Source organism: Leifsonia sp. EB41, from assembly GCF_041262565.1.
GTDB lineage: Bacteria > Actinomycetota > Actinomycetes > Actinomycetales > Microbacteriaceae > Leifsonia.
Map to the genome: position 1 here is coordinate 444513 of NZ_JBGCCJ010000001.1, position 12739 is coordinate 457251.

At 69.8% G+C, this 12739-nt stretch carries 13 protein-coding genes; 5 read left to right on the forward strand and 8 right to left on the reverse strand.

What is annotated here, in order from left to right:
- The first annotated feature begins 23 nt into the window (after positions 1-23).
- From tal to pgl, 5 genes are read left to right on the forward strand one after another with little or no spacing between them, the layout of a single operon-like run.
- Positions 24-1151: a transaldolase gene (tal, locus tag ABH923_RS02175; RefSeq protein WP_370053602.1), complete on the forward strand. Its 1128-nt coding sequence runs from the start codon at positions 24-26 to the stop codon at positions 1149-1151.
- Positions 1148-2758: a glucose-6-phosphate isomerase gene (locus tag ABH923_RS02180; RefSeq protein WP_370053603.1), complete on the forward strand. Its 1611-nt coding sequence runs from the start codon at positions 1148-1150 to the stop codon at positions 2756-2758. Before tal ends, ABH923_RS02180 begins: the two co-directional genes overlap by 4 nt.
- A 9-nt stretch (positions 2759-2767) precedes the next feature.
- On the forward strand, positions 2768-4309 hold the full coding sequence (gene zwf / locus ABH923_RS02185; RefSeq protein ID WP_370053605.1) for a glucose-6-phosphate dehydrogenase: 1542 nt from the start codon (positions 2768-2770) through the stop codon (positions 4307-4309).
- Entirely contained in the window at positions 4306-5268 is a 963-nt protein-coding gene (locus ABH923_RS02190; protein WP_370053606.1) for a glucose-6-phosphate dehydrogenase assembly protein OpcA, read from the forward strand. Before zwf ends, ABH923_RS02190 begins: the two co-directional genes overlap by 4 nt.
- A complete protein-coding gene (pgl, locus tag ABH923_RS02195) occupies positions 5265-6035 on the forward strand; it encodes a 6-phosphogluconolactonase (RefSeq protein ID WP_370053608.1) in 771 nt (256 codons plus the stop codon). The genes ABH923_RS02190 and pgl overlap by 4 nt, the downstream gene beginning before the upstream one ends.
- A 58-nt stretch (positions 6036-6093) precedes the next feature.
- Here the strand turns inward: pgl and ABH923_RS02200 are convergent, their stop codons facing one another.
- From ABH923_RS02200 to rapZ, 8 genes are all read right to left on the reverse strand, one after another.
- Positions 6094-6459 (reverse strand): RNA polymerase-binding protein RbpA, encoded by a 366-nt coding sequence (locus tag ABH923_RS02200; protein WP_370053610.1) that lies wholly within the window; start codon positions 6457-6459, stop codon positions 6094-6096.
- A 27-nt stretch (positions 6460-6486) separates the two neighbouring features.
- Positions 6487-6732, reverse strand: a complete 246-nt coding sequence (secG, locus tag ABH923_RS02205; RefSeq protein WP_179605831.1) for a preprotein translocase subunit SecG — start codon at positions 6730-6732, stop codon at positions 6487-6489.
- Positions 6733-6840: 108 nt separating this feature from the next.
- Complete coding sequence (tpiA, locus tag ABH923_RS02210) at positions 6841-7644, reverse strand: triose-phosphate isomerase (RefSeq protein ID WP_370053613.1); 804 nt, start codon at positions 7642-7644, stop codon at positions 6841-6843.
- Positions 7632-8849 (reverse strand): phosphoglycerate kinase, encoded by a 1218-nt coding sequence (gene pgk / locus ABH923_RS02215; RefSeq protein WP_370053614.1) that lies wholly within the window; start codon positions 8847-8849, stop codon positions 7632-7634. Before pgk ends, tpiA begins: the two co-directional genes overlap by 13 nt.
- 14 nt (positions 8850-8863) lie before the next feature.
- Positions 8864-9868, reverse strand: a complete 1005-nt coding sequence (gap, locus tag ABH923_RS02220) for a type I glyceraldehyde-3-phosphate dehydrogenase (protein WP_370053616.1) — start codon at positions 9866-9868, stop codon at positions 8864-8866.
- 101 nt (positions 9869-9969) lie between these two features.
- Positions 9970-10596 (reverse strand): superoxide dismutase, encoded by a 627-nt coding sequence (locus ABH923_RS02225; RefSeq protein ID WP_370053617.1) that lies wholly within the window; start codon positions 10594-10596, stop codon positions 9970-9972.
- A 114-nt stretch (positions 10597-10710) separates the two neighbouring features.
- Positions 10711-11691, reverse strand: coding sequence for a DNA-binding protein WhiA (gene whiA, locus ABH923_RS02230; RefSeq protein WP_370053619.1), 981 nt, complete (start codon positions 11689-11691; stop codon positions 10711-10713).
- Between the two features lie 57 nt (positions 11692-11748).
- Positions 11749-12636, reverse strand: coding sequence for an RNase adapter RapZ (gene rapZ, locus ABH923_RS02235; protein WP_370053620.1), 888 nt, complete (start codon positions 12634-12636; stop codon positions 11749-11751).
- Between the last annotated feature and the right edge of the window lie 103 nt (positions 12637-12739).

Sequence of the window (12739 nt, forward strand, 5' to 3'; positions counted from 1 at the left end):
GAAGAAGAGAAGAAGAAACCACGATGACCGACACCACTTCCACCACCTCCTCCCCCACGGCCGAGCTGTCCGCCGCCGGCGTCAGCATCTGGCTGGACGACCTGTCCCGTGAGCGCATCGCCACGGGCGGCCTCCAGTCGCTGATCGCCGAGCGCAACGTCGTCGGCGTGACCACCAACCCGACGATCTTCGCCGCCGCCCTCTCCAAGGGCGAGGCCTACGACGCCCAGGTGAAGGAGCTCGCCGCCGCCGGCACGACCGTCGAGGACGCGATCTTCCAGATCACGACCGACGACGTCGCCGCCGCCAGCGACATCTTCCACGGGGTCTACGAGGCCAGCAACGGCGTCGACGGCCGCGTCTCCATCGAGGTGGAGCCCGGCCTCGCGCACGACGCGCACGGCACCATCGAGCAGGCCAAGACGCTCGCCGCGAAGGTGAACAAGCCGAACGTGCTCATCAAGATCCCGGCGACGGTCGAGGGCCTGGAGGCCATCACCGAGACCATTGCGGCCGGCATCAGCGTCAACGTGACCCTGATCTTCAGCCTGGAGCGCTACCGCCAGGTGATCGACGCCTACCTGACCGGTCTGGAGAAGGCGAAGGCCGCCGGCATCGACCTCTCCGGCATCCAGTCGGTCGCGTCGTTCTTCGTGTCCCGCGTGGACACGGAGGTCGACAAGCGCCTGACCGCCATCGGCACCGACGAGGCCCACGCGCTCAAGAGCAAGGCCGGCGTCGCGAACGCCCGCCTCGCCTACGAGCTGTACGAGCAGGAGTTCGCCACCGACCGCGCCAAGGCCCTCGTGGCCGCAGGCGCGAACGAGCAGCGCCCGCTCTGGGCCTCCACCGGCGTGAAGGACCCGAGCCTGCCCGACACCCTCTACGTCACCGAGCTGGTCGCGCCGAACACGGTCAACACCATGCCGGAGAAGACGCTGGAGGCGACCTTCGACCACGGCCAGATCGCCGGCGACACCGTCACCGGCAACTACGCCGACGCGAAGGGCGTCCTGGACGCGCTGGCCGGCCTCGGCATCTCCTACGACGACGTGACGGCCACGCTGGAGCGCGAGGGCGTCGACAAGTTCAACGTGTCGTGGGGCGAGCTCGTCGAGACCGTCAGCAACGCTCTGGAGGCCGCCAAGTGACCTTCCGCATCCACGTGACCGGCGCGGCGGCCCAGGCCGTCGCGTCGGTCGTGCCGCAGCTCGTCGCCGACCGGGTCGCCTCCGGCATCACCGCGCAGGACCCGGCCCTCTGGGGCCCGGCCGCCGAGCCGGAGGCCACCAAGCGCCTCGGCTGGACCGAGGCCGTCGCGATCTCGCGCCCGCTGGTCGCCGAGATCGTCGCGCTGCGCGAGCAGCTGCACGCCAAGGGCGTCAACCACATCGTCCTCGGCGGCATGGGCGGCTCGTCGCTCGCTCCTGAGGTCATCACCCGCACCGCGGAGGCCGAGCTCACTGTCCTCGACTCGACCGACCCCGGTCAGGTGCTCTCGGCCCTGCACGACCGCCTCCAGGCGACCGCCGTCGTCATCTCCTCCAAGTCGGGCTCGACCCTGGAGACCGACAGCCAGAAGCGTGTCTACGAGAAGTGGTTCCGCGACGCCGGCATCGACCCGACCGAGCGCATCGTCGTCGTCACCGACCCGGGCTCCCCGCTCGACCAGTCGGCGCGCGAGGCGGGCTACCGCGTGTTCAACGCCGATCCCAACGTGGGCGGCCGCTACTCGGCGCTGACCGCGTTCGGGCTGGTCCCGTCCGGGCTCGCCGGCGTGGACATCTCCGAGCTGCTGGACGAGGCCGAGGCCACTCTCATCGAGCTCGCCGTCGACAACACGGCGAACCCGGGCCTCGTGCTCGGTGCGGCCATCGCCGGCAGCAACCCGCTCAAGGACAAGCTGGGCATCGTCGCGGACGGCACCCACATCGTCGGGTTCGCCGACTGGGCCGAGCAGCTCATCGCGGAGTCCACCGGCAAGGAGGGCACCGGCCTGCTCCCCGTCGTGCTCGACACGCTCGCCCCCGAGCTCACGTCGAAGCCCGCGGACCTGCAGGTCGTGCGACTCGTCGCCAACGCGGAGGCCCGCCACCTGTTCCCGTCCGACCGGCACGAGGGCGAGATCCTCGTCTCCGGCAGCCTGGGCGCCCAGCTCATCGTCTGGGAGTACGCGACCGCCGTCGCGGGCCGCCTGCTCGGCATCAACCCGTTCGACCAGCCCGACGTGGAGGCCGCCAAGGTCGCCGCGCGCGCCCTGCTGGAGAACCGCCCGGAGACCGTCGCGCCCGCCTTCACCGCGGGCGGCGTCGAGGTGCGCACCACCGGGTCGTTCCTCGGCGACGCGTCGACGCTCGACGGCGCGGTGGACGCCCTCCTCGCGCAGCTCGGACCGGACGGCTACGTCTCGGTGCAGGCCTACGTCGACCGGCTGGCGCTGCCGCAGCTCGCGGGCATCCGCGACCTGCTCGCCGCCAAGGCCGGCCGCCCCGTCACCTTCGGCTGGGGTCCGCGCTTCCTGCACTCGACCGGTCAGTTCCACAAGGGCGGCCCGGCCGTCGGCGTGTTCCTGCAGATCACCGCTGCCGCACCGGAGGACCTGGCGATCCCGGACCGTCCGTTCACGTTCGGCCAGCTCAACCAGGCTCAGGCCGCCGGCGACGCGAGCGTGCTCGGCGAGCACGGCCGCCCGGTGCTGACCCTGACCCTCTCGAACCCCGAGGCCGACCTCGTCTCGCTGTTCGAGGCCGTCAACTAGAGGAGCCAGATGTCACCGGTGGAGATCACCCCGGAGTTCAATCCCCTGCGATTGGCCTCCGACCGTCGCCTCAACCGCATCGCGGGACCGAGCAGCCTCATCATCTTCGGCGTGACGGGCGACCTGTCGCGCAAGAAGCTGATGCCGGCCGTCTACGACCTGGCGAACCGCGGCCTCCTGCCGCCCGGATTCTCGCTCGTCGGGTTCGCCCGGCGCGACTGGGAGGACCAGGACTTCGAGAAGGTCGTCTACGACGCGGTCAAGCAGTACGCGCGCACCCCGTTCGACGACGACGTCTGGAAGCAGCTCGCCCAGGGCGTCCGCTTCGTCTCCGGCGAGTTCGACGACGCCGAGGCGTTCCAGCGGCTCAAGCAGACCGTCGAGAAGCTGGACGTCGAGCGCGGCACAATGGGCAACCACGCGTTCTACCTGTCCATCCCGCCGAAGGCGTTCCCGCTCGTCACCGAGCAGCTCAAGAAGTCGGGGCTGGCCGACCAGTCCGGCACCGGCTGGCGCCGCGTCGTCATCGAGAAGCCGTTCGGCAGCGACCTGAAGACCGCGCGCGAGCTCAACCACGTCGTCGAGTCGGTGTTCCCGCCTGACTCGGTCTTCCGGATCGACCACTACCTCGGCAAGGAGACGGTCCAGAACATCCTGGCGCTGCGCTTCGCGAACGAGCTGTACGAGCCGATCTGGAACGCCAACTACGTCGACCACGTGCAGATCACGATGGCCGAGGACATCGGCGTGGGCGGCCGGGCCGGCTACTACGACGGCATCGGCGCGGCGCGCGACGTCATCCAGAACCACCTGCTCCAGCTCCTCGCCCTCACGGCGATGGAGGAGCCCATCTCATTCGACGCCGCGGACCTGCGTGCCGAGAAGGAGAAGGTTCTCGCTGCCGTGCGGCTGCCGGAGGACCTCGCCACGTCGACCGCGCGCGGTCAGTACGGCAGCGGCTGGCAGGGCGGCGAGAAGGTCGTCGGCTTCCTGGAGGAGGACGGGATGAACCCGGACTCCACCACGGAGACCTACGCGGCGATCAAGCTCGACATCGGCACCCGCCGCTGGGCCGGCGTCCCGTTCTACCTGCGCGCGGGCAAGCGCCTGGGCCGCCGGGTCACCGAGATCGCGGTCGTGTTCAAGCGCGCTCCCCAGCAGCTCTTCGCGGAGTCGCAGACCAGCGCGCTCGGCCAGAACGCGCTCGTCATCCGCGTGCAGCCCGACGAGGGCGTCACCATCCGCTTCGGCTCGAAGGTGCCGGGCGCCGGAATGCAGGTGCGCGACGTGAGCATGGACTTCGGCTACGGCCACGCCTTCACCGAGGCGAGCCCCGAGGCCTACGAGCGGCTCATCCTCGACGTCCTGCTGGGCGACCCGCCGCTGTTCCCGCGGCACGAGGAGGTCGAGCTGTCCTGGAAGATCCTCGACCCGATCGAGGAGTTCTGGGCCACGCAGGGCCAGCCCGAGCAGTACCGCCCCGGAACCTGGGGCCCGACTTCCGCCGACGAGCTCCTCGCCCGCGACGGCCGCGTCTGGAGGCGTCCATGATCGTCGATCTGCCCGACACCACGACGAGCAACATCTCGAAGGCGCTCGTCAAGATCCGCGAGGAGGGCGGCGCCGTCGCCCTCGGCCGCGTGCTGACGCTCATCATCGCGACCCACCTCGGCCAGGAGGAGGAGGCCATCGAGGCCGCCAACGACGCCTCCCGCGAGCACCCGATGCGCGTCATCGTGGTCTCGACCGAGGAGGAGCGCAGTCACACGGGCTCCGGGCGTCTCGACGCCCAGATCCGCGTCGGCGGCGACGCGGGCGCCAGCGAGGTCATCGTGCTCCGCGCCTACGGCGAGACCGCGAGCGACGAGGAGGGGCTGGTCACCGGCCTCCTGCTCCCCGACGCTCCCGTCGTCGTCTGGTGGCCGGGGATCGCGCCCGCGAAGGCGTCGCACTCCCCGCTCGGCCGCATCGCCACGATCCGCATCACTGACGCGTCGGCCCAGCCGAACCCGCAGGAGGCGCTGTTCCACCTGGCCGAGACGTACGCCCCCGGCGACACCGACTTCGCCTGGACCCGGCTCACCCTGTGGCGGGCGCAGCTCGCCGCGGTGCTCGACCAGCCGCCGTACGAGCCGATCACGTCGGTGGACGTCGCCGGCGCGGCCGACTCGCCCTCCACCCTCCTGCTCGCCGCGTGGCTGCGACTGCAGCTCCAGGTGCCCGTGAAGTACGACCTCGCGTCGCGCGCGATCGGCTCCGGCGGCATCCACGGCGTCAGGATGGAGCGCGCTTCCGGCACGATCGAGCTCGAGCGCGAGGTCCCGAACGTGGCGCGGCTCTCCCAGCCGGGGCAGCCGACGCACGACCTGTCGCTGCCGCGGCGCAGCCTCCGGGACTGTCTCGCCGAGGAACTGCGTAGGCTGGACCCCGACGACCTGTACGGTGAGGTCATCACGAAGGGTCTCGGAATGCTCGAGGCCCCCGACGAAGGAGCGGGCGCGAAGGCATGACGAACGAACGGCGGGTGCTCGTCCACCCCGACAAGGAAGCACTCGCCGCGTCGGTGGCCGCGCGCTTCCTCACCAAGACCATCGACATCCTCGACGACCTGGGCGCGGCGAACGTCGCGCTGACGGGCGGCACGATCGGCATCGCCGTGCTGGAGGCCATCAACGGCTCCCCCGCACGCGACACCATCGACTGGTCGAAGGTGCATTTCTGGTGGGGCGACGAGCGCTTCGTCGAGAAGTCGAGCGAGGACCGCAACGAGCGTCAGGCGCGTGAGGCGCTGCTCGACCACTTGCCGGTGCCGCCGGAGAACATCCACCCCTTCCCGGCGTCGGACGACATCCCGGACATCGAGGAGGCCGCGCGCGTCTACGCCGCCGAGCTGGAGGCGTTCGCTCCGGAGGGCGCTGCCTACCCGAAGTTCGACATCACGTTCCTCGGTGTCGGCCCGGACGGCCACATCGCGTCGCTGTTCCCGGACCGCGCCGGCATCCGCGAGACGGAGGCGACGGTGATCGTCGAGCGCGAGTCGCCGAAGCCGCCGCCGCAGCGGCTCAGCCTGACCCGGCCGGTGCTCAACGCGTCCGACCGGATCTGGCTGGTGCTCTCCGGCAGCGACAAGGCGAGCGCCCTCGGCCTCGCTCTGGCTGGCGCAAGCTACACCGAGGTCCCGGTCGCCGGGGCCAAGGGCCGCAAGCGCACCGTGTTCTTCGTGGACAAGGACGCCTCGGTCAACGTGCCGGAGAATCTCATCGCCCCGAGCTACTGAGCCACCACAACGAAAGAAGCCCCGCCGGTCACAGACCGGCGGGGCTTCTTCGTAGGCTCTAGTTGCTGGTGGGCTTTCCGCGGCGGGCACGGAGCTGGTTGAGGGCGTCCTCGAGCAGCTGCTCCGCCTCCTCCTCCGAGCGGCGCTCCTTCACGTAGGCCAGGTGCGTCTTGTACGGCTCGGCCTTCGCGACCGACGGCGGGTTCTCCTTGTCGCGACCGGCCGGGAGGCCGGAAGACGGCGAGTCGATCACATCGGGGATCTCCTCGTCGGGCAGGTTCGCCGCGAAATAACGGACGGTCTCGTTGCCGAGGGCGTCCCAGTACGAGACGGCCACGCGCTCGGCGTGGAAACCCCGGTCCTGTTCCCCCATCGGGCCCGCGCCGACGCGCGAACCGCGGATTGCGCTTCCTCCGGATGCCATGCTTCTCCTCTGGTGAAGGGGCGCCGGTCAGGCGCTGAACTTGGTGATGAGCCCGAGGACGACGATGCAGGTGATCCAGATGAGCCCGAGAATGACGGTGATCCTGTTGAGGTTGCGCTCCGCGACGCCCGACGCGCCCAGGTTGGAGGTGACGCCGCCGCCGAACATGTCGGAGAGGCCGCCGCCGCGTCCCTTGTGCAACAGGATGAGGAGGGTCAGCAGGAGGCTGGTGATCCCCAGCAGGACCTGGAGGATGACCGTGAGAATCTGCACGCTTGACCTTTCGATGCGACCGGGCCCGCGCCCGACAAAACCAACAGCCAGTATAACCGCCGGAGGGCGCGACGGCTCACCCGACGTTCGGGGAGCCGCCGCGCGCCGTCAGAGTCCGACGTGCTTCTGGTAGCGGATGATGGCCGAGAACTCGACCACGTCGAGGCTCGCGCCGCCGACGAGCGCGCCGTCGACGTTCGGCTCGCGCATGAAGCCGGCGATGTTGCCCGACTTCACCGAGCCGCCGTAGAGGATGCGGGTCTTGGCCGCGACCTCGGCTCCGAGCTTCTCGACGATGACCGCGCGCAGTGCGGCGGCCACCTGCTCGGCCTGCTCCGGCGTGGCCGCCTGACCGGACCCGATGGCCCAGACCGGCTCGTACGCGACGACGACGTCCGCGGCCGAGTCGACGGAGGCCAGGGCGGCGCCAAGCTGGGCGACGGGGACGGCGCTCGCGCCGTGCGTCTCCAGGTCCTCCGCCGTCTCGCCGACGCAGATGATCGGCGCGATGTTGTTCTTGACGGCCTGCGCGACCTTGGCCGCGACCTGCTCGTCCGTCTCGTTGTGCAGCGTGCGCCGCTCGGAGTGTCCGATGATCACATAGCGCGACTCCAGGGCGGCGAGGAACGACGCCGCGATCTCGCCGGTGTACGCGCCCGAGTCGTGCTCGGAGACGTCCTGGCCGCCGAACGCGATCGGCAGCTTGTCGGCCGAGATCAGCGTCTGCACGCTGCGCAGGTCGGTGAACGGCGGGAACACGGCGACCTCGACGGCCGAGTAGTCGTGCCCGGCGTCCTTGAGGGTCCACGCCAGCTTCTGGACGACCGCGATCGCCTGCAGGTGGTCGAGGTTCATCTTCCAGTTGCCCGCGATCAGCGGGACACGCCGCACGGACTCGTTCACTGCTGCCATCCCAGGACCTCCAGACCCGGCAGGTGCTTGCCCTCGAGGAATTCGAGGCTCGCACCGCCACCGGTAGAAATGTGACCGAACTGATCGTCGGCGAAACCGAGCGCGCGCACGGCGGCCGCGGAGTCTCCCCCGCCGACCACGCTGAGGCCGTCGACCTCGGTGAGCGCCTGCGCGATCGCCTTGGTGCCCGCCGCGAACGGCGCCAGCTCGAAGACGCCCATCGGGCCGTTCCAGAACACCGTGCGTGCGCCGCGGATGTACTCCGAGAACAGTTCGCCGGTCTCCGGGCCGATGTCGAGGCCGAGCCCGGAGGCGCCCCAGTCGGTGTCCTCGATGCCGTCGATCGGGCGCACCACGTGCTCCGCGTCGGCGCCGAACTTCGAGGCGACCACGACGTCGCGCGGCAGCACGATCTGAACGCCGAGCTCCTCGGCCTTCGCCAGGTAGCCCTTCACGGTGTCGAGCTGGTCGGCCTCCAGCAGGCTGGAGCCGACTTTGTGGCCGAGCGCCGCGAGGAAGGTGAAGAGCATGCCGCCGCCGATGAGCAGCGAGTCGACGCGCGGCAGCAGGTGGCCGATCACGCCGAGCTTGTCGGACACCTTCGAGCCGCCGAGCACGACCGCGTAGGGCCGCTCGGGGTTCTCGGTGAGCCGGTCGAGCACGTCGAGCTCGGCCGCGATGAGCGTGCCCGCGGCGCTCGGGAGCGCCTTGGCGAGCTCGTACACGCTGGCCTGCTTGCGGTGGACCACGCCGAAGCCGTCCGATACGAACGCGTCGCCGAACGCGGCGAGCTTGGCCGCGAACGCGGTGCGCTCCGCCTCGTCCTTGGCGGTCTCCCCCGGGTTGAACCGGAGGTTCTCCAGCAGGGCGACGTCGCCGTCCTGCAGGCCGGCGACCGCGGCCTCGGCGCCGGCACCGACGGTGTCCTGCGCGAAGGTCACCGGCTTGCCGAGCAGCTCAGAGAGCCGCTGGGCGACCGGCGCCAGGCTGTACTTCGAGTCGGGCGCGCCCTCCGGGCGGCCCAGGTGGGAGATCACGACCACCTTTGCGCCCTGATTGATCAGGGCGTCCAGGGTGGGAATCGACGCTCGCACGCGGCCATCGTCCGTGATCTTCCCGTCCTGGAGAGGGACGTTCAGATCACAGCGGACGACGACGCGTTTTCCGGCGAGCGAACCGAGTGAGTCGAGGGTACGGAGCGTCACGTCGGTTCCGGCCCTTACAGACGCTCGGCGACGTACTCGGTCAGGTCGACCAGACGGTTGGAGTAGCCCCACTCGTTGTCGTACCAGCTCGAGAGCTTGACCTGGTCGCCGAGGACGCGCAGCAGACCGGAGTCGAAGATCGACGAGTGCGGGTCGGAGACGATGTCCGAGGAGACGATCTCGTCCTCGGTGTACTTGAGGATGCCCTTGAGCGGACCCTCCGCGGCCTTCTTGTACGCGGCCTTGACCTCGTCGATGGTGACGGGGCGCGAGGCGGTGACGGTCAGGTCGGTGATCGAGCCGGTGGGGACCGGCACGCGCAGCGCGAAGCCGTCGAGCTTGCCCTTGAGCTCCGGGAGGACCAGGCCGATCGCCTTGGCGGCGCCCGTGGAGGTCGGGACGATGTTGATCGCGGCGGCGCGGGCGCGGCGGAGGTCGCTGTGCGGGCCGTCCTGCAGGTTCTGGTCGGCGGTGTAGGCGTGGACCGTGGTCATCAGACCGCGCTCGATGCCGAACTCGTCGTTGAATACCTTGGCCAGCGGCGCGAGGCAGTTGGTGGTGCACGACGCGTTGGAGATGATGTTGTGCTTCTCCGGGTCGTACAGGTGCTCGTTCACGCCCATGACGAACGTGGCGTCCTCGTCGGTGGCCGGAGCGGAGATGATGACCTTCTTGGCGCCCGCCTCGATGTGCTTCTTGGCGTCGGCGGCCTTGGTGAAGCGTCCGGTGGACTCGATGACGATGTCCACGCCGAGCTCGCCCCACGGGAGGTTGGCCGGGTCGCGCTCCTCGAGGACCTTGATCGGCTTGCCGTTGACGACGATGCTGTCGCCCTCCAGCTCCACCGTGGCGTCCAGGCGGCCCGTGATCGAGTCGTACTTGAGCAGGTGCGCGAGCGTCTTGTTGTCGGTGAGGTCGTTCACCGCGACGATCTCGAGGTCGCTGCCCTTGGCGAGGGCCGCGCGCAGGTAGTTGCGACCAATGCGACCGAACCCGTTGATTCCGATCTTTACGGACACAGATGTCTCCCGTTGCTTGATGGGGGCGCCGGACGGCGCCGTGTGGGTGTTGTGGCGGACGGCGGCGTCCCGGGAAGGCTCCCTCCCGGGACGCCCACCCGCTACGACAGTAGCAGCAGACCCGAGGTCTTCTCGCGGGCCTTCACGAACCGGTCGGACACGTCGGCCCAGTTGGTGATGTTCCAGAACGCCTTGACGTAATCCGCCTTCACATTCACGTAATCGAGGTAGAAGGCGTGCTCCCACATGTCGAGCAGCAGCAGCGGGATGGTGGCCGCCGCGAGGTTGCCCTGGTGGTCGTAGAGCTGCTCGATGATGAGCTTCTGGCCGAGCGAGTCCCACGCGAGGATCGACCAGCCGGAGCCCTGGATGCCGAGCGCCGAGGCGGTGAAGTGGGCGCGGAACTTGTCGTACGAGCCGAAGAACTCGTCGATCGCCGCGGCGAGCTCGCCGGTCGGCTTGTCGCCTCCCTCCGGGGACAGGTTGTTCCAGAAGACGGTGTGGTTGACGTGGCCGGCGAGGTTGAACGCCAGGTCCTTCTGCAGCTTGTTGACGTAGGTCAGGTCGTCGGCGTCGCGCGCCTCCTGCAGCTTGGCGATCGCGGTGTTGGCGCCGTCCACGTACGCCTTGTGGTGCTTGTCGTGGTGCAGCTCCATAATCCGGCCGCTGATGTTCGGCTCCAGGGCCGAGTAGTCGTACGGAAGTTCGGCGAGCGTGTAGTCAGCCATTACTCATCTCCACAGTTGTTCTTCTTCGAGACCCGATTCGGGCGACTTCTTCAGTCTAGTGAGGGCAACCCGGCGGGCTTCCGGTCTCTTCCCGGCCGCACGCCCATCCGGAAACTACACCTCATCCAGGTCGGCGGGGAGGTTGGCGTCGGTGCCGGGGATGTCGAGGTCCGAGGCCTTCTTGTCGGCCATCGCCAGGAGGCGGCGGATGCGGCCGGCGACGGCGTCCTTCGTCATGGGCGGGTCGGCGTGGTGGCCGAGCTCGTCCAGGCTCGCGTCGCGGTGCGCGAGGCGCAGCTCGCCGGCGTAGCGCAGGTGCTCGGGGACGTCGGGGCCGAGGATCTCCAGGGCGCGCTCGACGCGGGAGCAGGCGGCGACGGCGGCCTGGGCGGAACGGCGCAGGTTGGCGTCGTCGAAGTTGACCAGGCGGTTGGCGGTCGCGCGCACCTCGCGGCGCTGGCGCAGCTCCTCCCAGTTGGCGACGGTCTCCACCGCGCCCATCACCACGAGCATGGCGCTGATCGCCTCGCCGTCGCGGATGACGACGCGGTGCACCCCGCGCACCTCGCGGGCCTTGGCGGACACGCCGAGGCGGCCGGCGGCGCCGACGAGCGCCATGGCGGCCTCGTTGCCGGGGCAGGTGACCTCCAGCGCGGCGGAGCGGCCCGGGTCGGTCAGCGAGCCGTGCGCGAGGAACGCGCCGCGCCAGACGGCCGCGAGCTCGTCGCGGGAGCCCGTGGTGAGGCGGTTCGGGAGGCCGCGGATCGGGCGGCGGCGGGCGTCGAGCAGGCCGGTCTGGCGGGCGAGGGTCTCGCCGCCCTCCAGCACGCGCACCAGGTACTGGCTGGCGCGGCGGACGCCGGAGGCCGAGATCACCGACACGTCGCTGCGGACGCCGTACAGCTCGGCCAGGTCTTTGCGCACCCGGCGGGCGAGCTCTGGCGTGTCCAGCTCGCTCTCGACCGCGATCCGGCCGCCGATCAGGTGCAGTCCACCGGAGAACCGCAGGATGGTCGCGAGCTCGGCGGCCCGGACGGTCGTCTTGCTGACTTCGACCTTCGTGAGCTCGTCTTTGACGTCGGCAGTGAGAGCCAATCGGATTCCTAACTGTGAAAGACGGCGCGGGTCACGCCGTGAAGTGGGCGGCCGGCATCATTCACGGCCCAGGTCGCGGTGCTTGGTGTTGACCGCGACGCCGGGGAAGCCCCTCAACCGGGTCGCGAGCTCTTCGGCTATCGCGACGGACCGGTGCTTCCCTCCCGTGCAGCCTATCGCGATCATCGCGTGCCGCTTGTTCTCCCGCTGATAGCCGGCGAAGATCGGGCGCATCGCGGCGACGTAGCCGTCGATGAACTCCTCGGCGCCGTCCTGCTGGAGCACGTAGTCGCGGACGATCTCGTCCAGCCCGGTGTGCGGGCGCAGCTCGGGGTTCCAGAACGGGTTCGGGAGGAACCGCGCGTCGGCCACCAGGTCCGCGTCCGGCGGAAGGCCGTACTTGAAGCCGAAGCTCATCACGGTCACCTGCACACCCGCGGTGTCCTCGGCCGCGAAGGTGTCGGTGATGTTGGTGGCGAGCTGGTGGATGTTCAGGTCGGTGGTGTCGACGATGATGTCGCTCGCCTCGCGGATCTCGCGCAGCCGGGCGCGCTCCGCGTCGATGCCGTCGAGGATGGTGCCGTTGCCCTGCAGCGGATGCGGACGGCGCACCTGCTCGAAGCGGCGGATCAGCACGGCGTCGGAGGCCTCCAGGAACAGCACGCGCACCTTGGTGCCCTCGCGCAGGCTCTGGATCATCGACTGCAGATCTTCGAAGAAGTTGCGGCCGCGCACGTCGACCACCGCGGCGATGCGCGGGAGGCCGGACTCCGCCCGGTTCGCCAGTTCGATCAGCGGCCGGAGCATCTGCGGAGGCAGGTTGTCGACCACGTACCAGTCCAGGTCTTCGAGGGCGTTGGCGACCGTCGACCGGCCCGCCCCCGACATCCCGGTGACGATCAGCACTTCCTGCTGCTCGCCGTTCGTGTCGATGTCGGTCGCCACGTGCACTCCCTCTCTGAACCAGGTGCGACCAGCCTACCGACTGACCCGCCGGGCCGAGGTGGTTTCCGGGAACGGTGCGCGTCTGCGCGCACCCCTCTTCGGG

Excerpts from the sequence above, each read along its gene's own strand:
- ABH923_RS02200 (WP_370053610.1), bottom strand. The coding sequence starts at position 6,459 with ATGGCATCCGGAGGAAGCGCAATCCGCGGTTCGCGCGTCGGCGCGGGC.
- ABH923_RS02225 (WP_370053617.1), bottom strand. The coding sequence starts at position 10,596 with ATGGCTGACTACACGCTCGCCGAACTTCCGTACGACTACTCGGCCCTG.
- ABH923_RS02190 (WP_370053606.1), top strand. The coding sequence starts at position 4,306 with ATGATCGTCGATCTGCCCGACACCACGACGAGCAACATCTCGAAGGCG.
- pgl (WP_370053608.1), top strand. The coding sequence starts at position 5,265 with ATGACGAACGAACGGCGGGTGCTCGTCCACCCCGACAAGGAAGCACTC.
- zwf (WP_370053605.1), top strand. The coding sequence starts at position 2,768 with ATGTCACCGGTGGAGATCACCCCGGAGTTCAATCCCCTGCGATTGGCC.
- tal (WP_370053602.1), top strand. The coding sequence starts at position 24 with ATGACCGACACCACTTCCACCACCTCCTCCCCCACGGCCGAGCTGTCC.
- tpiA (WP_370053613.1), bottom strand. The coding sequence starts at position 7,644 with ATGGCAGCAGTGAACGAGTCCGTGCGGCGTGTCCCGCTGATCGCGGGC.